At 64.3% G+C, this 18,818-nt stretch carries 19 protein-coding genes; 10 read left to right on the forward strand and 9 right to left on the reverse strand.

Going from position 1 to position 18,818, the window contains the following annotated elements:
* The first annotated feature begins 41 nt into the window (after positions 1-41).
* The 3 genes from thiC (at position 42) to VKM35_RS02420 (ending at position 4,110) form a co-directional block, all read left to right on the forward strand.
* The gene (gene thiC, locus VKM35_RS02410; RefSeq protein WP_324317973.1) at positions 42-1,922 is read left to right on the forward strand and encodes a phosphomethylpyrimidine synthase ThiC; all 1,881 of its coding nucleotides are present in this window, start codon (positions 42-44) and stop codon (positions 1,920-1,922) included.
* A 15-nt stretch (positions 1,923-1,937) separates the two neighbouring features.
* Complete coding sequence (locus tag VKM35_RS02415; RefSeq protein WP_324317975.1) at positions 1,938-3,011, forward strand: sensor domain-containing diguanylate cyclase; 1,074 nt, start codon at positions 1,938-1,940, stop codon at positions 3,009-3,011.
* 121 nt (positions 3,012-3,132) lie between these two features.
* Entirely contained in the window at positions 3,133-4,110 is a 978-nt protein-coding gene (locus tag VKM35_RS02420) for an aspartyl/asparaginyl beta-hydroxylase domain-containing protein (protein WP_324317977.1), read from the forward strand.
* An 82-nt stretch (positions 4,111-4,192) separates the two neighbouring features.
* On the opposite strand, the gene ppa is transcribed toward VKM35_RS02420, so the two are convergent.
* Positions 4,193-4,741: an inorganic diphosphatase gene (ppa, locus tag VKM35_RS02425; protein ID WP_324317979.1), complete on the reverse strand. Its 549-nt coding sequence runs from the start codon at positions 4,739-4,741 to the stop codon at positions 4,193-4,195.
* A 132-nt stretch (positions 4,742-4,873) separates the two neighbouring features.
* On the opposite strand from ppa, the gene VKM35_RS02430 reads away from it, so the two are divergent.
* On the forward strand, positions 4,874-5,236 hold the full coding sequence (locus VKM35_RS02430) for an Hpt domain-containing protein (RefSeq protein WP_324317981.1): 363 nt from the start codon (positions 4,874-4,876) through the stop codon (positions 5,234-5,236).
* 131 nt (positions 5,237-5,367) lie between these two features.
* Here VKM35_RS02430 and VKM35_RS02435 read toward each other — a convergent pair whose 3' ends face one another.
* From VKM35_RS02435 to VKM35_RS02445, 3 genes are all read right to left on the reverse strand, one after another.
* On the reverse strand, positions 5,368-7,407 hold the full coding sequence (locus tag VKM35_RS02435; RefSeq protein ID WP_324317983.1) for a sodium-translocating pyrophosphatase: 2,040 nt from the start codon (positions 7,405-7,407) through the stop codon (positions 5,368-5,370).
* Between the two features lie 153 nt (positions 7,408-7,560).
* On the reverse strand, positions 7,561-8,166 hold the full coding sequence (locus tag VKM35_RS02440; RefSeq protein ID WP_324317985.1) for a DUF4410 domain-containing protein: 606 nt from the start codon (positions 8,164-8,166) through the stop codon (positions 7,561-7,563).
* Between the two features lie 187 nt (positions 8,167-8,353).
* Positions 8,354-9,610 (reverse strand): 6-phosphofructokinase, encoded by a 1,257-nt coding sequence (locus VKM35_RS02445; RefSeq protein WP_324317987.1) that lies wholly within the window; start codon positions 9,608-9,610, stop codon positions 8,354-8,356.
* Positions 9,611-9,760: 150 nt separating this feature from the next.
* On the opposite strand from VKM35_RS02445, the gene VKM35_RS02450 reads away from it, so the two are divergent.
* From VKM35_RS02450 to VKM35_RS02470, 5 genes are all read left to right on the forward strand, one after another.
* Positions 9,761-10,339: an adenylate kinase gene (locus tag VKM35_RS02450; protein WP_324317989.1), complete on the forward strand. Its 579-nt coding sequence runs from the start codon at positions 9,761-9,763 to the stop codon at positions 10,337-10,339.
* A 138-nt stretch (positions 10,340-10,477) separates the two neighbouring features.
* The gene (mpl, locus tag VKM35_RS02455) at positions 10,478-11,800 is read left to right on the forward strand and encodes a UDP-N-acetylmuramate:L-alanyl-gamma-D-glutamyl-meso-diaminopimelate ligase (protein WP_414636536.1); all 1,323 of its coding nucleotides are present in this window, start codon (positions 10,478-10,480) and stop codon (positions 11,798-11,800) included.
* Between the two features lie 24 nt (positions 11,801-11,824).
* Positions 11,825-12,415 (forward strand): LON peptidase substrate-binding domain-containing protein, encoded by a 591-nt coding sequence (locus VKM35_RS02460; RefSeq protein WP_324317993.1) that lies wholly within the window; start codon positions 11,825-11,827, stop codon positions 12,413-12,415.
* 68 nt (positions 12,416-12,483) lie between these two features.
* Positions 12,484-13,314: an NAD(P)-dependent oxidoreductase gene (locus VKM35_RS02465; protein ID WP_324318013.1), complete on the forward strand. Its 831-nt coding sequence runs from the start codon at positions 12,484-12,486 to the stop codon at positions 13,312-13,314.
* A complete protein-coding gene (locus VKM35_RS02470) occupies positions 13,311-13,730 on the forward strand; it encodes a VOC family protein (RefSeq protein ID WP_324317995.1) in 420 nt (139 codons plus the stop codon). The genes VKM35_RS02465 and VKM35_RS02470 overlap by 4 nt, the downstream gene beginning before the upstream one ends.
* A 114-nt stretch (positions 13,731-13,844) precedes the next feature.
* Here the strand turns inward: VKM35_RS02470 and VKM35_RS02475 are convergent, their stop codons facing one another.
* From VKM35_RS02475 to thiE, 3 genes are read right to left on the reverse strand one after another with little or no spacing between them, the layout of a single operon-like run.
* Entirely contained in the window at positions 13,845-14,984 is a 1,140-nt protein-coding gene (locus tag VKM35_RS02475) for a trans-sulfuration enzyme family protein (RefSeq protein ID WP_324317997.1), read from the reverse strand.
* Positions 14,984-16,273, reverse strand: coding sequence for a glutamate-1-semialdehyde 2,1-aminomutase (gene hemL / locus VKM35_RS02480; RefSeq protein WP_324318000.1), 1,290 nt, complete (start codon positions 16,271-16,273; stop codon positions 14,984-14,986). Before hemL ends, VKM35_RS02475 begins: the two co-directional genes overlap by 1 nt.
* Complete coding sequence (thiE, locus tag VKM35_RS02485; RefSeq protein WP_324318002.1) at positions 16,270-16,908, reverse strand: thiamine phosphate synthase; 639 nt, start codon at positions 16,906-16,908, stop codon at positions 16,270-16,272. The genes hemL and thiE overlap by 4 nt, the downstream gene beginning before the upstream one ends.
* A gap of 26 nt (positions 16,909-16,934) precedes the next feature.
* On the opposite strand from thiE, the gene VKM35_RS02490 reads away from it, so the two are divergent.
* Complete coding sequence (locus VKM35_RS02490; RefSeq protein WP_414636535.1) at positions 16,935-17,147, forward strand: rubredoxin; 213 nt, start codon at positions 16,935-16,937, stop codon at positions 17,145-17,147.
* A 13-nt stretch (positions 17,148-17,160) separates the two neighbouring features.
* Here the strand turns inward: VKM35_RS02490 and VKM35_RS02495 are convergent, their stop codons facing one another.
* Positions 17,161-18,006: a SirB1 family protein gene (locus VKM35_RS02495; RefSeq protein WP_324318006.1), complete on the reverse strand. Its 846-nt coding sequence runs from the start codon at positions 18,004-18,006 to the stop codon at positions 17,161-17,163.
* Between the two features lie 38 nt (positions 18,007-18,044).
* Positions 18,045-18,503 carry a DUF192 domain-containing protein gene (locus tag VKM35_RS02500; protein ID WP_324318009.1) on the reverse strand — a complete coding sequence of 153 codons (459 nt, stop codon included), beginning with the start codon at positions 18,501-18,503 and terminating at the stop codon, positions 18,045-18,047.
* Positions 18,504-18,818 lie beyond the last annotated feature (315 nt).

The following is an 18,818-nucleotide window of genomic DNA, read 5'->3' on the forward strand; positions in this document are numbered from 1 at the left end:
CGCACCGTCGTGCGGACTTTCCACGAAGCAGGACCGACGCCATGAATGCCCAGCCCAGCGAATTGCTGCTGCAGACCCAGCAGCTCTCCGAATCCGTCACCCAGCCCATCCTTGGCTCGAAGAAAACCTACGTGCCGGGTTCGCGTGCCGATATCCGCGTGCCGATGCGCGAGATCGCGCTCAGCGACACGCCGAAGATGTTCGGCGCGGCGGAAACGAACGCGCCGTTCTGCGTTTACGACACGTCCGGCCCGTACACTGATCCGGAGGCGAACATCGATCTCGGCGCCGGCCTCGCCGCGCTGCGCGCTTCCTGGATCGCCGAACGCGGCGACAGCGAAGTCCTTGCCAGCCTGAGTTCGGAATTCGGCCGCAGCCGTGAAAGCAACGCCAAGCTCGATGCCGTGCGTTTCGGCCACCGCCCGCTGCCGCGCCGCGCCAAGGCCGGCATGAATGTCTCGCAGATGCATTACGCGCGCCGCGGCATCATCACGCCGGAAATGGAATACATCGCGATCCGCGAGAACCAGCGCATCGAGTCGATCCGCGAAGCGCATCTGCTGCGCCAGCACGCCGGCGAGAGTTTCGGCGCCGCGATCCAGAAAATCATCACGCCGGAATTCGTCCGCGACGAAGTCGCGCGCGGCCGCGCGATCATCCCGGCCAACATCAATCACCCGGAAATCGAGCCGATGATCATCGGCCGCAATTTCCTCACCAAGGTCAACGCCAACATCGGCAACAGCGCGGTTTCTTCCGGCATCGCCGAGGAAGTCGAAAAACTGGTCTGGTCGATCCGCTGGGGCGCCGACACGGTGATGGATCTTTCCACCGGCAAGAACATCCACGAGACGCGCGAATGGATCCTGCGCAACTCGCCGGTGCCGATCGGCACGGTACCGATCTACCAGGCGCTGGAAAAAGTCGATGGTCGCGCCGAGGAGCTGACCTGGGACATCTTCCGCGACACGCTGATCGAGCAGGCCGAGCAGGGCGTGGACTACTTCACCATCCACGCCGGTGTGCTGCTGCGTTATGTGCCGCTGACGGCGAAACGCGTCACCGGCATCGTCAGCCGCGGTGGTTCGATCCTGGCGAAATGGTGCCTGGCCCACCACAAGGAAAATTTCCTCTACACGCACTTCGAGGAAATCTGCGAAATCATGAAGGCCTACGACGTCAGCTTCTCGCTCGGCGATGGCCTGCGTCCGGGCTCGATCGCCGATGCCAACGACGCCGCACAGTTCGGCGAGTTGGAAACGCTGGGCGAGCTGACCCAGATCGCGTGGAAGCACGACGTTCAGACCATGATCGAAGGCCCCGGCCACGTGCCCATGCACCTGATCAAGGAAAACATGGACAAGCAGCTCGCCGTCTGCGGCGAGGCGCCGTTCTACACGCTTGGGCCGCTGACCACCGACATTGCACCGGGTTATGACCACATCACCAGCGCGATTGGCGCGGCGATGATCGGCTGGTTTGGCACCGCGATGCTCTGCTACGTGACGCCGAAGGAACACCTCGGCCTGCCCAACAAGCACGACGTGCGCGAAGGCCTGATGGCCTACAAGATCGCCGCGCATGCCGCCGATCTGGCGAAAGGCCATCCGGGTGCGCAGGCGCGCGACAACGCGCTGTCGAAAGCGCGCTTTGAATTTCGCTGGGAAGACCAGTTCAACCTCGGCCTCGACCCCGAGCGCGCCCGCGAATACCACGACGAGACGATGCCCAAGGATGCGCACAAGGTCGCGCACTTCTGCTCGATGTGCGGCCCGCATTTCTGTTCGATGAAGATCACCCAGGATGTGCGCGAATACGCCGAGACGCACGGCGTCGGCGAAACCGCGGCGCTGGAGCAGGGCATGGCGGAAAAAGCCGCGGAGTTCCGCGCCGCGGGCGCACAGGTGTATCGTCCCGAATAGACCCGGGGGTGGGCCATGGCGGTAGTGGGCTGGATCGACGAGGCGGCGGCGCTGCGGCAGTTGCTGACGCTCAATCGCATCGCCCGCATCGCCGTCCAGGACCTCGCGCCGCAGCCGATGCTGCAGCGGATCGTCGATGCCCTGCATGAGGAATTCGGCTGGGAATTCATAGCCTGCGCGACGATCGACCGCGAGCGCGGCGAATTTGTCTGCGCTGCGGTCTGCGGCACGCTGGAAAGCGACGTCGCGGTGGGTTACCGGCGCGCGCTGGGCTCCGGCGTGGTCGGGCAATGCGCGGCGACCGGCCGCACCATCGACATCGACGATGCCCGCCATCATCCCGCGGTGATCGACACTTTGCACGGCACCGGTTCCGAGCTCTGCGTGCCGGTCCTGCACAACGGCGAAGTTCTGGCGGTGCTCAATGCCGAGAGTCACGCCATCGGCGCTTTCCGCGGGCAACGCGCGCTTCTGGAAACCGTCGCCGATCAGATCGCTGGCGTCCTGCGCGCCGCCAATCTTTTCCGGCAGTTGCAGGTCGCCAATGTGCAGTTGCGCGAGGCCTATGTCGCGCTCGAGGAGTTGTCGCACAACGACAGCCTGACCGGCGTTGGCAATCGCCGCAGTTTTGACGGCTGGATCGCGCAGGCGATCGCCGATGCTGCCGCCAATGATCGCTCGCTCGCCTTGCTGCTGATCGACATCGATCATTTCAAGGCCTACAACGACAGTTGCGGTCACCTTGCCGGCGATGCCTGCCTGCAGCAGGTGGCCGGCTTGCTCGCCTATGTGCTCGAAGGCAGTCGCGCGCGCCTCGCGCGTTACGGCGGCGAGGAATTCGTGGTGATTCTCACCGATGCCGATGACCAGGAAGCAGCAAGGCTGGGCGAACGCCTGCGCCTCGCGGTCGAGGCGCGCGCGCTGGCGCATCGCGTGACCGGCGCCGGCCACGTCACGGTCAGCATCGGTGTGGCCGCCCGCGTTCCGGCCTGCGCTGATGGTGCCGACGTGCTGATGGGTCCTGCCGACCAGGCGCTTTACCAGGCCAAGCGCGCCGGCCGCAATCGCGTCAGCATCGCGGCGATGTGAAGCGCCTGCGACGTGGCGGATCGTGCTCCGGAGAGTGAGGGGCAGTTATGATGCGGGCACTCTTTCCCGCGACAGCCCGGCTGCCGTTGCGGACTCGCCGATCACTCCACAGAACGTCGCCATGAAACTTCAGGTTCCCTTCCTGCAACTGCCGCTGGCTTTCGATGCCGAGGCCCTGGCGGCCGAAGTCGGCGCGATACCGGAGTCGTCCTGGCGGCCGCATCCGCAGGGTTTTTTCGGCAACGACGCGCTCACGCTGATCACCACCGGCGGCGATGCCGACAACGACGCGCTGTCGGGCGTGATGCGTCCGACAGCGCATCTCGAGCGCTGTCCCTATCTGATGCAGGTGCTCGACAGCGTCGGTGCCACCTGGGGCCGGACGCGCCTGATGCGCCTGTCGGGTCAGGCCGAGGTCACGCCGCATGTCGACATCCACTACTACTGGCGCGAACGCGTGCGCGTGCACGTGCCGATCGTGACGCAGCCGACCGTGCGCTTCATCTGCGGTGATGCCGAGTTGAACATGCGTGCCGGCGAGTGCTGGATCTTCGATACCTGGCGCATGCACAACGTGATCAACGACCATGCGCTACCGCGCATCCACCTGGTCGCCGATACCGTGGGTGGCGAAGGCTTCTGGAAACACCTGGCCTCGGCGCGTCCGCACGATCGGCAAATACCCGGCTGGCAGCCGCGCCTGATCGCGCCGCGCGGCGACATCAGGCCGACACTCGACTACGAATCGCGCAACATCCCGATCGTGATGACGCCCTGGGAAATGCGCGAGCACATCGTGTTTTTTCTTGGCGAGGCCGCGCGGCAGCCGCAGTTGCAGGCGGTACATCAGACGCTGCTGCGCCTGTCGCGGAACTGGGCGGCACTATGGTCCTGCTTCGGCGAGGATCGTGCGGGCTGGCCGCGCTATCGGGCGGCGATCGAAGACGCCCGGCGCGAAGTGGTTGCTGGCGGCGCCGGACAGCTCGCTCTCGTCAACGGCATGAGTTTCCTGCAGGCGTTCTCGGCGGCGGTACTCGATGTCGCGCTCGCCGATCAGGCGGTCAGCATGGATGCCGATACCCGCGAACGACCGGCCTGAGCCGTAGAAGCGGTGATGACCGCGATGATCTCGCGATGCGATTCGGAAAAATCGCGGTCATGACCGCTACTGCGAAACGTCATCAGAAGTTGGGCTTGTCCGGCGAGTTGTTGTAGCGCTCGACCGACGCAAGGATTTCCTGCTTCGCTTCATCGGCGCCGGCCCAGCCTTCCACCTTGACCCACTTGCCCTTCTCGAGATCCTTGTAGTGCTCGAAGAAATGACGGATGCGGTCCTTGGTCAGGGGCGGCAGGTCGTCGACGTGGCCCACTGCGTCGTAGGCCGGGAAGACCTTGCTGATCGGCACGGCGACCAGCTTCATGTCCTCGCCAGCCTCGTCAGTCATGCGCAGCATGCCGACGGTGCGGCAGCGGATCACCGAGCCCGGGATCAGCGCCATCGGCATGATCACCAGCACGTCGGCTGGATCGCCATCGCCGGCCAGCGTGTGCGGGATGTAGCCGTAGTTGCACGGGTAGCGCATCGGCGTGGTCAGCACGCGGTCGACGAAGATCGCGCCCGAGGCCTTGTCCACTTCGTATTTCACCGGCTCCGAGTTCATCGGGATCTCGATGATGACGTTGAAGTCGTTCGGCACGTCGCGGCCGGTGGGGACTAATTCGAGGGCCATGAGAGTTCTGCCGGGGGCTTGGAAAGGGCGCGAATGATAGCCCAAGCCGCTGGAGCGATCACCCGGATCGCGGGGCATCGCCGCCGGGCCGGAAGCGGGGTACATTGTCGCCGTCACCCCCGGACTATCGCCATGACCTCTGGACCCAACATCGATCCCAAGGCCCTCGATCTGCTCAACTCGCTCGAGTCCGACCGGCCCGGCCTGATCAGCGAAGTCGTGCGCCTGTTCGTCGCCGATGCGCCCAACCAGATGCAGCTGATCGACGACGGCCATGTCGCGCGCGATCCCGATCAGATCCGCCAGGCTGCGCATTTCCTGCGTTCGGGGGCGATGGCTTTGGGCCTGACCCACCTCACCGAAGCCAGTCTTGCCGTCGAGCGCGCCGATCCGGCCGACTACGGTTTGGCGCCGATGGGCGAACGCATCGGCGCGCTGCGTGTGGAGCTGCGCAATGCCTTGCTGGCTCTGCTCAATGAGGTCAAGCAGATTTGATGCTGGTGTGCGTTTCGCACAACTAGTCCGATCAGTGCAACGCACGCGACAAAGGCAGCGACCATAAAAAAGCCCCGCTTTCGCGGGGCTTTTTCGTTGCGGCTTTCCGGACCGGAAAGACCGCGACTGCCTCAACCCAGCATCGGGATCAGCAGCAGCGCGACGATGTTGATGATCTTGATCAACGGATTGATCGCCGGGCCGGCGGTGTCCTTGTACGGATCGCCAACGGTGTCGCCGGTGACCGCGGCCTTGTGCGCCTCGGAACCCTTGCCGCCGTGATGGCCTTCCTCGATGTATTTCTTGGCGTTGTCCCAGGCGCCGCCGCCCGTACACATTGAAATTGCAACAAAAAGCCCGGTGACGATGGTACCCATCAGCAGGCCGCCCAGCGCCGCGGCGCCGAGGATCTTGCCGACCAGCACCGGGATGATCAGCGGCAGCAGCGACGGCACGATCATTTCGCGGATCGCCGACTTCGTCAGCAGGTCCACGGCCTTGTCGTACTGCGGCTTGCCGGTGCCTTCCATGATGCCGGGGATTTCGCGGAACTGGCGGCGAACTTCCTCCACCACCGCGCCCGCCGCACGACCGACCGCCTGCATCGCGAACGCGCCGAACAGATACGGAATCATGCCGCCGATCAGCAGGCCGATCACCACGTCGGGATTGTCGATCGAGAAATTGACCGGCGACGAACCGACGCGTTCGGCGAGCTTGTGCGAGTAATCGGCGAACAGCACCAGCGCGGCCAAGCCGGCCGAACCGATCGCGTAACCCTTGGTCACCGCCTTGGTGGTGTTGCCGACTGCGTCCAGGGCGTCGGTGATCTTGCGGATCTCCGGGCCGAGGTGGCTCATCTCGGCGATGCCGCCGGCGTTGTCGGTGATCGGGCCGTAAGCGTCGAGCGCGACGATCACGCCGGCCATCGACAGCATCGAGGTCGCCGCGATCGCCACGCCGTACAGGCCGGCGATGTTGTAGCAGGCCCAGATCGCCAACGCGACCGCGAGCACCGGCAGTGCCGTGGATTTCATCGACACCGCGAGACCGGCGATGACGTTGGTGCCGTGACCGGTTTCCGAGGCTTTGGCCACCTGCTGCACCGGGCCGTATTCGGTCGCGGTGTAGTACTCGGTGATCACCACCATCGCCGCCGTCAGCGCCAGGCCGATCAACGCGCAATGGAACAGCGGCATGCCCAGATCGTTCGGGAACATGTCCTTGGTGACGAAATAAAACGCCGCCGCCGCGAGCGCGCCGGAAACGATCAGGCCGCGATACAGCGCGTTCATGATCTTGCCGCCGTCGCGCACCTTGACGAAGAACGTGCCGATGATCGAGGCGATGATCGACACCGCGCCCAGCACCAGCGGATAGATCACACCGGCCCAGCCATAGGTGTTGTAGGCGATGCCGGCGACCAGCATCGCGGCGATCACGGTCACGGCGTAGGTTTCGAACAGGTCGGCAGCCATGCCGGCGCAGTCGCCGACGTTGTCACCGACGTTGTCGGCGATCACCGCCGGATTGCGCGGATCATCCTCGGGAATACCGGCTTCGACCTTGCCCACCAGATCGGCGCCGACGTCGGCACCCTTGGTGAAGATGCCGCCGCCCAGACGCGCGAAGATCGAGATCAGCGAAGCGCCGAAGGCGAGGCCGATCATCGGCTTCATCGCGGCGTTCAAGGTTTCCGCACTCGCACCGCCGCTGCCCATCACGTACATGAAGTAGCCGGTGACGCCGAGCAGGCCCAGGCCCACCACCAACATGCCGGTGATCGCGCCGCCCTTGAAACTGATGTTCAGAGCCGGATTCAGCCCCAGCGTCGCGGCCTGCGCGGTGCGCACGTTCGCGCGTACCGAAACGAACATGCCGATGAAACCGGCGAGCCCGGAAAGCGCAGCGCCGATCGCGAAACCGATCGCCGTCGGCCAACTCTTGAGGGCGAAGCCGATCACCAGGAACAGGATCACGCCGACGATGGCGATGGTGCGGTACTGGCGGCGCAGGTAGGCGCCGGCGCCTTCCTGGATCGCCGCGGCGATTTGTTGCATGCGTTCGTTGCCGGCCGGCTGCGCGATGACCCAGCGCGCCGTGATGATGCCGTAGATGATCGCGATGCCGGCACAGACCAGTGCCAGCTGTAACCCGTGTTGCTCAAACATGCAGACCCTCCCCCGAAAGTTGAACAAAATGAAGCGGCCGGAAGGCCGCTACGCCCGAGTATGGCAAAGGGGGAGGGGTGGCGCCAGCCGCGCCGCCGGAAAGGAAAAAGCCCGGCAAATGCCGGGCTCGTCGCAGGTTTGCGGGCCGGGCGGTCAGCGTCCGCGTAAGGCCTTGGCCGCGGCTTCGGCGGCCTTTTCGGCGAAATCGTCCAGACCCTTGGTATTGGTGCCGCCGAAGGCGCCGCTCCACTTGGTGTCGGCGATTTCGCTCTGCGCCATTTGCGCACCGCCGTCCTTGCGGTTCAGCGTCAGCCGCACCCGCACTTTCTGCGCGCCGGCACCGAAGCCAACGAAGTAACGCAGGGCCATGTTGCCTTTGCGGAAGTCGAGGATATCGCCGGCGAGCACGGCCGTCGTTTGCGGATTCGGGCAGCCGGTCGCGCCGCTGGTGATGGCGGTGACGCCGCGTGCTTCCTTGGGCAAATGCCGCACGATGCCGGCCTGGATGATTTCCAGGTTCTTTGCCGGAATGGTCTCGGCGCGATCGGTCTGCCCCGCCTTCTTCTCGTCGGTGTCCGCCACCTTGAACAATTCGACTTCGATGCAGTCGATGGCGACGGTGAAAGCGGACGTCGCAGTCGCGGCGGTGGGCGCAGGCACCGCGCCAGCGGCAGCATCCTGAGCCAGGGCGCGCGAGCCGGGCAACAAGGTCGCGATGAGGGAGAGAGCGATGACATAGGCCGGTGCAAGACGAGGCATGGAGACACTCCGATGGGAATGGATGGATCGGACCAAGCATCACCCCAGACTTGGTACCGACGCAATCGGCGCGTCGATGGATCGGCGCTGAGTCTGTCCTCGTCGAAAAATGCCGTCGCTCCGGATCACCTCATCGCCAACCTGATCATGCGGGCGGTACGCGGTATGCGCGCGCCGCCCGTGGTCTTCAGCCGGTGAAGCGCGGCAACTTTGTCGCGAGCAGGGAAAATTTCGGCGAGACATATTTCGGCAGACCATCAGCGCCATATGGCGGTGGCGCCTCGCCCTTGATCAGCGGTTCGAGATAGGTTCGGCAGGCGGCGGTGATGCCGTAGCCGTCCCTGCTGATGAAATCGGCCGGCATCTTTTTTTCGGCATTGGCGATGTTGTCCAGCGACTCGGCCTGTACCTTCCAACGATAGGGTCTATCGGAGGTGCGCACGATGATTGGCATCACGCCGTTCATGCCCTTGAGTGCGTACTCGACCGCGGCCTTGCCGACTGCGAGCGCATGCGCGAGATCGGTTTTCGAGGCGAGATGGCGCGCGGAACGCTGCAGATAATCGGGCACGGTCCAGTGCACTTTCATGCTGAGCTTGTCCTTGACCAGCGAGGCGATCAACGGGCCGACGCCGCCGAGTTGCGAGTGGCCGAAGGCATCGACGCTGCCCTCGCTTTCGGCAACGAATTTTCCATTGGCGTGACGCAGTCCTTCCGATACCACCACCACGCAGTAACCGACCTTGTCGACGGTGGCTTTGACCTTGGCGAGGAATTTCGCTTCGTCAAAAGCGATTTCCGGGAACAGGATGATCTGCGGCGCGGCGTCGGCGCTCTTGCCGGCGAGGCCGGCGGCGGCGGCGAGCCAGCCGGCGTGGCGGCCCATCACTTCGTAGACGAACACCTTGGTCGAGGTCTCGGCCATCGCGGCGACATCGAGCGCGGCTTCGGCGACCGAGACGGCGGTGTATTTCGCCGCCGAACCAAAACCCGGACAGCAATCGGTGAGCACGAGATCGTTGTCGACGGTCTTGGGCACGCCGATGCAGGTCAGTGGATAGCCGCTGGAACTGGCCAGTTGCGAAAGCTTGAGGGCGGTGTCGGCGGAATCGTTGCCGCCGTTGTAGAGGAACCAGCGCACGTCATGCGCCTTGAACACTTCGAGCAGGCGCTGGTAACGGGCGAAATCGGCTTCGATCGACTTGAGTTTGAAGCGGCAGGAGCCGAACGCGCCGCCGGGGGTGTGGGCCAGGGCTTTGACCTGGGCCAGGCTCATCTTCGAGGTGTCGATCAGCTCCTCGCGCAGGGCGCCGAGGATGCCGTTTTTCGCCGCCAGCACCTTGATTTTCTTGGCGCGCGCGGTCTGGATCACCGCGCTGGCGCTGGCATTGATGACGGCGGTGACGCCGCCGGACTGTGCGTAGAGGAGCGTTCCTTTGCCCATGATTTTTCTCTGGAATTTCGGGATTTGTTTGACTTCACCAGCCCCGGCCGTTAGTTTTTCACTGTCCGCACGGCCAGTCGGCGGCCCCACTATAGCCAAACGGGGTGATGACGGTGCCGTGCGTCTTTGTTTTCTGGGGTCCGTAACGACATGCGATTGGTACTACTCGGCGCGCCCGGCTCGGGCAAGGGCACGCAGGCAGCGAAGCTGCGCGATCACTTGCAGGTGCCGCACATTTCCACCGGCGAACTGCTGCGCGCTGCCGTTGCCGCCGGAACCCCGCTCGGCCTGCAGGCCAAGGCCGTGATGGCTGCCGGCAATCTGGTGTCCGACGAGATCGTATTGGGCATGCTGGAAGACCGCTTCACGCAACCCGACAGCCGCAACGGTTTCATCCTCGACGGCTACCCGCGCAACCTCGCGCAGGCCAATGCTCTCGACGCCTTGCTGACCCGCATCCGGCAGCCGATGGATCTCGCCGTGCAGCTGGAAGTCGGCACCGAATTGCTGGTCGAGCGTCTCGCCGGCCGCGCCCAGGCCGAAGGCCGCGCCGACGACAGCCCGGACGCGGTGCGCAACCGTCTCAAGGTCTATGACGAACAGACCGCGCCGGTCGTCGATTTCTATCGCAACCAGGGCAAGCTCGCCCATCTCGACGGCGTCGGCTCGCTCGATGCCGTGTTCACCCGCATCATCGAAGCGATCAGTCCGCACGCAGATGTGGGGTGATTCCCTCACCCCTTGCCCTCTCCCGCAGGCGGGAGAGGGGGAGTTGGCGGGAGGCGGGGTTGGCTTCGGTGGGGTCGCGCGATTGTTGAAGGCGAGGTTTTTTTGAAACTCCATATTTTGGGCATCGCCGGCACTTTCATGGGCGGCGTCGCTGCACTCGCGCGCGAACTCGGTCATGCCGTAGATGGCTCCGACCAGAACGTCTATCCGCCGATGTCCACGCAACTCGAGCAGCTGGGCATCACGCTGACACAGGGTTACGACCCGAAACACATCGCCGCCGATACCGACATCGTCGTGGTCGGCAACGCGTTGTCGCGTGGCAACGCGGCGGTCGAATACGTGCTCGACCGACAACTGAACTACACCTCGGGCGCCGAATGGCTGCGCGAAAACGTTTTGCCCGGCCGCAGCACGCTCGCGGTCGCCGGCACCCACGGCAAGACCACCACGACGTCGATTCTTGCTTTCTTGCTCGATGCCGCCGGTCGCGACCCCGGGTTCCTCGTCGGTGGCGTGCCGGAGAATTTCGGCGTGTCCGCGCGTCTGGGCACGGGCCGCGAGTTCGTGGTCGAGGCTGACGAATACGACACCGCGTTCTTCGACAAGCGTTCGAAGTTCGTGCATTACCGGCCGACGGTGGCGATCCTCAACAACCTCGAATATGACCACGCCGACATCTTTCCCGATCTCGCCGCGATCCAGCGCCAGTTTCATCACCTCGTGCGCATCGTGCCGGGCAATGGTCGCTTGATCGTCAACGGTGAAGATGCTGCGCTGAAAGAAGTGCTGGCGATGGGCTGCTGGACGCCGGTCGAACGCTTCGGCTTCGACGCCGGATTCGAGTGGAGCGCGGAGCTGGTGCGCGAGGATGGCAGTGAATTCCACGTGCGCCATCGCGGTGTCGCTGTCGGCAAGGTGCAGTGGGGCATGGTTGGCCGGCACAACGTGCTCAATGGCCTGGCGGCGCTCGCTGCCGCGCATGCCGTCGGTGTCGATGTCGCCGCGGTGATTGCGAAACTCGGCGATTTCGTCAGCGTCAAACGCCGTCTCGAGAATCTTGGCGGCGCGCGTGGCGTCACCGTGTACGACGATTTCGCGCATCACCCGACCGCGATCCGCACCACGCTGCAAGGTCTGCGCGCGCGCGTCGGCGCAGCGCGCATCGTCGTGGCGATGGAGCCGCGCAGCAATTCCATGCGCCTGGGCGCGCATGCCGACGAAATCGCTCCCGCGCTGGTCGACGCCGATGTCGTGGTGTTCCTGCAACGGCCGGAACTGGCCTGGGATGCCGGCAAAGTCGTCGCGGCCTTGCGCGCGCAAGGCGAGGCGGTCGCGGATGTCGATTCCCTGGTGGCGCGTCTGGCGCAGCTCGCGCAGGCCGGTGACCACATCGTGTTCATGTCCAACGGCGGTTTCGAAGGCGCGCCGCGCCGGACGCTGGCGGCGCTGGCCGGCTGATTTTCGCGGCATTACACTGCGGCGGTGAAAGATCACGAACTGGCCCTGTTCCCGCTCGATACCGTGCTGTTCCCGGGCGGCATGCTGGCGCTGCGGATCTTCGAAACCCGTTACCTCGACCTGATCCGTGATTGCGGCCGGCATGATCGTGGTTTCGGTGTCTGCCTCATTCTCGACGGTAGCGAAGCCGGTGTGCCCGCGACGCCGGCGGCGCTGGGTTGCGAGGCGCGCATCGTCGATTTTTCCAGCACGTCCGACGGTCTGCTTGGCCTGAGTGTGCAGGGCGCGCGGCGCTTCCGGGTCGAGCGCACGCGCGTGCGCGACAACGGCCTGGTTGTCGCCGATGTGCGCTGGCTGGAAGAAGCGCCGCAGTCGCGACCGCGGCCCGAACACGAATTGCTGGCGATGCTGCTGCAGCGCGTGCTCGATCGTGCTGGCGATCCTTTCGACAAGGTCGACAAATCCTGCTTCAACGATGCCGCCTGGGTCGCCTGGCGTCTCGCCGAATGGCTGCCGCTGGAGAATCGCGAGCGGCAACGCCTGCTGCAGGAAGACGACAGCCACGCGCGCCTGCAATTCCTGGTCGAACGCCTGCCGGATTTCCAGTCCGAATGAATCACCCCGACGACATCTTCGAATTGCCAACCAGCACCGGCGTCGTTGCCGAGGCCGTGGAGAACGACATGAGCACCCTGCGCGGAAAAACCCTGTTCATTACCGGCGCCTCGCGCGGCATCGGCCTGGCGATCGCGTTGCGTGCCGCCCGCGATGGCGCCAACGTCGTGGTCGCGGCGAAGTCGAGCGTGAGCAATCCGAAGTTGCCCGGCACGATCCACAGCGCCGCCGAGGCGATCGAGAAGGAAGGCGGCCAGGCGCTCGCGGTCAAATGCGACATCCGCGAAGACGAGCAGGTGTTGGCCGCGGTGGCGCAGACCGTGGATCGATTCGGCGGTATCGATATCCTGATCAACAACGCCAGCGCGATCTGGCTGCGCGGCACGCTGGACACGCCGATGAAGCGTTTCGACCTGATGAGCCAGGTGAACGCGCGCGGCACCTTCCTGTGTTCGCAGACCTGTCTGCCGCACCTGCTGAAGGCGGAAAACCCGCATATCCTCACGCTGGCGCCGCCGCCCAATCTCGATCCGCGCTGGTGGGGCCCGCATGCCGGCTACACGCTGGCGAAAATGGGCATGAGTTTCGTGACGCTGGGTCTGGCCGAGGAATTCCGTGCGCAGGGCGTGGCGGTGAATGCATTATGGCCGCGCACGGTGATAGCCACCGATGCGATCAACATGATTCCCGGCGTGCAGCTGGCGCGTTGCCGCTATCCGGACATCCTCGCCGATGCCGCGCACGCGATCCTGACGACGCCATCGCGGGAATTGACGGGGCATTTCGTCATCGACGAAACGCTTTTGCGCGCGCGCGGCGTGGTCGACTTCGATCGCTATGCCGTCGACCCTGGCCAGGCATTGCTGCCCGATCTCTTCCTCGACGAGGCGCTGCCGTGAAATATCTGCATGCGATGGTGCGCGTCCGTGATCTCGACGCCGCACTGAAATTCTATCGCGAGGCGCTGGGCCTGATCGAAACCCGGCGCAACGATTATCCGGCTGGACGTTTCACCCTGGTCTATCTGGCAGCGCCGGAAAATCCCGAAGTGGAAATCGAGCTGACCTACAATTACGACGAAGAAGACTATGGTGGCGCGCGGAATTTCGGCCATCTCGCTTTTGCCGTCGACGACATCTACGCGACCTGCGCGCAGCTGCAGGCGCGCGGCGTGACCATCAACCGCCCGCCACGCGATGGCCGCATGGCCTTCGTGCGTTCGCCGGATTTGATTTCGATCGAACTGCTACAGAAAGGAGGCGCTTTGGCGCCGGCGGAGCCGTGGCTGTCGATGCCGAATATCGGCAGCTGGTGATCGACATCCCGTAGGAGCGGCGTGAGCCGCGAATCTCGGCATTGGCCCCGTCACCATGCTTGCCGTGGATAGTCACGACTTGCGCTGCACCTGCGCAACACCGGATTTGCGTGATCAGTCGGCCAGCGCCTGATCCAGATCAGCGATCAGGTCATCGACATGTTCCAGCCCGATCGAGATTCGCAACAGGTTCTGCGGCGATATAGGCTGCGGCCCCTCCACAGAAGCGCGATGTTCGATCAGCGATTCGCAGCCGCCCAGTGAAGTGGCGTTGACGAACAACTGCAGGCGGCCGGCCATACGCAACGCGGCCTCGCGACCGCCGCGCAGGCGGATCGAAATCATGCCGCCGAAATCGCGCATCTGCTGCGCCGCGATCGCGTGGCCTGGATGCGAGGCGAGGCCGGGGTAGTGCACGGCTTCGATCGCGGAATGCCCAGCAAGAAATCCAGCGATCTTCTTCGCGTTGGCGCAGTGCATCGCCATGCGTGCCGACAGTGATCGGCAACCGCGCAAGATCAGCCAGGAGTTGAATGGCGAGGCGATCGCGCCGGTGACGTGGCGGCGGTGCGCGACGCGTTCGAACAATTCGTCGCGGTGGGCGAACACCAGCGCACCGCCCATCACGTCGGAATGACCGCCGAGATATTTCGTGGTCGAGTGCATGGCCACATCGGCGCCCAGCGCGAGCGGATTCTGCAGCGCCGGGGTTGCGAAGGTGTTGTCGCAGGCGAGCAGGATGCCGCGTTCGCGGCACAGCCCGGCCAGCGCGGCGATATCGCAGACCTGCAACTGCGGATTGGACGGTGTCTCCGCCCAGAACAGCTTCGTCCGGTCGGAAATCGCTGCGCGCAGCGCCTCGATATCCGTGAAGTCCACTTGCCGCGTGCTGATGCCGCGGCCGGGCAGGAATTCCGTTGCGAGAACACGTAGGCCGGTGTAGCAATCGTGTGGGATCAATATTTCCGCGCCCAACGGCAGCGATTCCAGCAACGCATTCATCGCCGCCATGCCGGAAGCGAACACCAGTGCCGCAGCGCCGCCTTCCATCGCCGTCAGCGCGGCTTCCAGGCGATCCTGCGTCGGGTTTCCTTCGCGTTGGTATTCATAGCCGGCGATGCGCTCGCCGGCGGGACCGTGCTGGAAAGTGGTGGCGAGATGGATCGGCGGCGCGACCGCACCGGTGCTGGCATCGGGTTCGGCGCCGGCATGCACGGCAAGGGTCTCAAAACGCAGGGGCGGAGTCATAGTCATCAGTTGCCTACCTCGCGGAAAGCTTCGCGCGCGGCCTCGAGCGTGTGCGCGATTTCGGTGTCGCCATGCGCCGACGACAGGAAGCCTGCCTCGTACGCCGATGGCGCCAAGTACACGCCACGCCGGAGCATCGCGTGGAAGAAACGCTTGAACGCGGCGATGTCGCAATGCGTTGCAGCGGCGTAAGTGTCGACGTACTGATCGGTGAAATACAGGCCGAACATCGCGCAGCTGCGTGTAGTGGTGACAGCAACGCCCGCGTCGCGCGCCGCGCGCTCGAAGCCATCGCAGAGTTCGTGCGTGCGTTTTTCCAGTGCGGCGTGGAAACCGGGCGCCTGGATCAACTCCAGCGTCGCCAGGCCTGCGGCCATCGCCACCGGATTGCCGCTAAGCGTGCCCGCCTGGTAGATCGGGCCGCTGGGCGCGATCTGCTGCATGAGGTCGCGGCGACCACCATAAGCGCCGACCGGCATGCCGCCACCGATGATTTTGCCGAACGTCGAAAGATCGGGTTTGACGCCGTATCGCTGTTGCGCGCCGCCGAGAGCGACGCGGAAGCCGGTCATCACTTCATCGAAGATCAGCAATGTGCCGTGCCGCGTACACAGGTCGCGCAGATGCTGCAGATAGCCGTCGCGCGGCAGAATGCAGTTCGCGTTGCCGACGATGGGCTCGACGATCAGGCCGGCGATATCGCTGCCGAATTGTTCGAACAGTTTCGTCGCGCCTTCGAAGTCGTTGTACGAAAGCGTCAGAGTGAGGTCGGCAAGGGCTTTCGGCACGCCGGGGGAATCGGGTACGCCCAGCGTCAACATGCCGGAGCCGGCTTTCACCAGGAAGGAATCGCCATGCCCGTGATAGCAGCCTTCGAATTTCACAATCTTGTTGCGGCCGGTGGCACCACGCGCAAGGCGGATCGCCGACAGCGTCGCTTCGGTGCCGGAATTGACCATGCGCACCATCTCGCAACTCGGCACCAGGCGCGTGATGGTTTCAGCCATGGTCACTTCGAGCGCGTTGGGTACGCCGAACGAGAGGCCGTCGCGCATCACACGCGCAACAGCGTCGAGTACCTGCGGATGCGCATGGCCGGCGATCATCGGGCCCCAGCTGCCGATGTAATCGACATAGAGGTTGCCGTCGACGTCGATCAGATAGGCGCCTTCCGCGCGCTTGGCGAAAAACGGTTCACCGCCCACCGATTTGAAGGCGCGAACCGGTGAATTGACGCCGCCCGGCATCAATGCCTGGGCGCGGGCGAACAGGTCGTGGCTGGTCGAATGGTTCATGGGCTTCTATCGAAAAGTGAGTTTAATGCGTGGACCGCGCGGACCGGATCGGGAGCGTTGAATACCGAAGTGATCACCGCGAGCAGATCCGCGCCGGCGGCAAGCAGCGGCGCGGCATTGTCCGGCGTAATGCCGCCTATCGCCACCCGTGGCAGGCCGAGATGCGCCGAATCGGCAAGCAGCGAATGGGGGGCCGGCCGCGCGTTCGGCTTTGTGTCCGAGCGGAAGAATGCGCCGAAGGCGAGATAGTCCGCGCCCTGCGTCGCAGCGTGTTCAGCACGTGCGAGATCGTTGTAGCAGGACGCGCCGAGAATCGCGGCATCGCCGAGTGCGGCGCGGGCGCTCGCAAGCTCGCCGTCGTGTTCGCCCAGGTGCGCGCCGTCGGCGCCGATGGCGGCGGCCAGTGGCCAATCGTCGTTGATGATCAATGGGACAGCGTATTCACGGCATAGCCGAAGCAGTGCTTCGGCTTGTTCGCGTCGACGCATGTCGTCGGCGGTCTTGTTCCGGTACTGCAGCAGGGCTACGCCTGCGGTGAGTAGCGGGCCGACGCGCGCCAGCAATCGCGCCGTGTCCGGCTCGTCAGGTGTGAGCAGATAAATGCCGCGGCGCGGCCAATTTGTGCGGGGTTTCATGTCATCGCGCGCGGAGGAATGCGACAATGATACGTCCCGCTTTACTTGAGATGGCAATGAACGATTCGATGGCTTACCGCAGCTGGATGTGCGTGGTCTGCGGCTTCATCTACGACGAGGCGCTGGGCTTGCCCGACGAAGGCATCGCTCCCGGCACGCGTTGGGACGATATTCCGGAAGACTGGGTCTGCCCGGATTGCGGCGTCACCAAGTCCGATTTCGAGATGGTGCCGGCGTAACGGAAGCGCCGCGCTAGTTGAGCCGCGAACGCGTGCCGCTGATCTCGACGAGGGCGGCACGCACAGCCTCTTCGTCCTCGGCGTTGGGCACCGCCTGCAGGTAATGCGTCAGGTCTTCGCGCGCGCCCTTGGTGTAGCCGAGCTCGCGATAGGCGAGGCCACGGTCGCGCCAGGCATCGAGAGTATCGGGAGCGATCTTGAGCAAGCGGTCGGCGGTACGCGCGACGCGCTCCCAGTCCGTGCTCTCCTGATACAGGCCCTTCAGATTGCGCAGCATGCGCGCAAGAATCATGCGGTGCGTTGCAGGCGCAAGAATTTCCAGCAATTGCGTGTCGTCCGGCGCGTGGCCACCGAGATGCGGTGAGGCGCGCTCCTTGAGTTCCTCGGCGCTGACCGGGCGGCCCTTGTTGTACGGATCCATCACCAGGATGCCATCGTCGACCGGCAGGCGCACGAGGAAATGGCCGGGAAACGACACGCCATCGAGCGGCAGTCCGAGTCGCCGGGTCAGTTCGATCTGTACCACTGCCAGGGAAATCGGAATGCCGAGCTTCCGGTCGAATACTTCGTTGAGATAGCTGTTGCGCGGATCGTCGTACTGATGATTGTTGCCGGCGAAACCCAGCTCGTCGAAGAGGTAACGATTGATCGCGGTGAGCTTGGCGGGCAGGTCGATGTCGCCCGACAGCATCGGTTTCAGCGTTTCGGCATAACCCTGGATCGCAGCGGAATACGCGGCCGCATCCAGCTGCGGATATTCGTCACGGGCGATCAGCAGCGCAGTGTCGAGCAGCGGTAGTTCATCGTCGCCGTACGCGGCGAGCGTATTCCAGTCCGGCAATGGGTATTGGCTGCGCATGGATGAAATGTGTGCCTGCCCGCTGGGCAAATCAAGGCTTATTTCTTGGTCGCGATGTCGGGGCTGAATTTCAGTTCATCGCCGACTTTCGCGCCCAGGGAGTTCATCGTGCCGGCGTTGAGTTCGAGAACATAGAGTGCGCTGCCTTCGCTCGGATACGGTGGGCAGCTGTCGCCGGCCGAGCAAGGCGGCACCCCTTGCTGCGCCGAAACCAGCTTGCGCTGGTGATCGAAGTAGAGGATGTCGAGTGGAATCTTGGTGTTTTTCATCCAGTAGGCTTGGGGTTCTTCCGTGTCATGGATGAAGAGCATCGCGTGATCGTCTTCCATCGATTCGCGAAACATCAGGCCGCGGGCGCGCTCGGCATCGTCGTCGGCGATCTCGATGTTGAACCGCTTGCCCTTGAGTTCGACCCAGGGCGAGCCGCCGACGCTTGTGCAGGCGGAGAGTGCGATGGTGGTGAAAAGTGCGGCGGAGAGCAGGCGCGGGCTGGGCATGACTAGAGTTCCTGAGGATTGCCGCGACGTTCGGGGATGCATCGGCGCGCTGTCAAGCGCGGCAGTGATGATTTTCGGGCTATCTATTTCCATTTCGATCCCCTATTCTTCGCGGCCCTTCACGCAGCAGGCCTTTGGGCTGGCGCTTCGCGACGGGAGTCACGCTCCGGGTTCAATCGGGTGTTGACGGACCGAAAAACCGATGTATACTTTGCGGCTCCCTTGGACGAAACGTCCTCTGGGCGGGAACGTGGCCTAGCCGGTTCCCCAAGCGATCTTTGACAGTGTGCGCAGGAAATTTGTGCGGGCGCCTGT

Origin of the sequence: Arenimonas sp., from assembly GCF_035312645.1 — a bacterium.
Classification (GTDB): domain Bacteria; phylum Pseudomonadota; class Gammaproteobacteria; order Xanthomonadales; family Xanthomonadaceae; genus Arenimonas.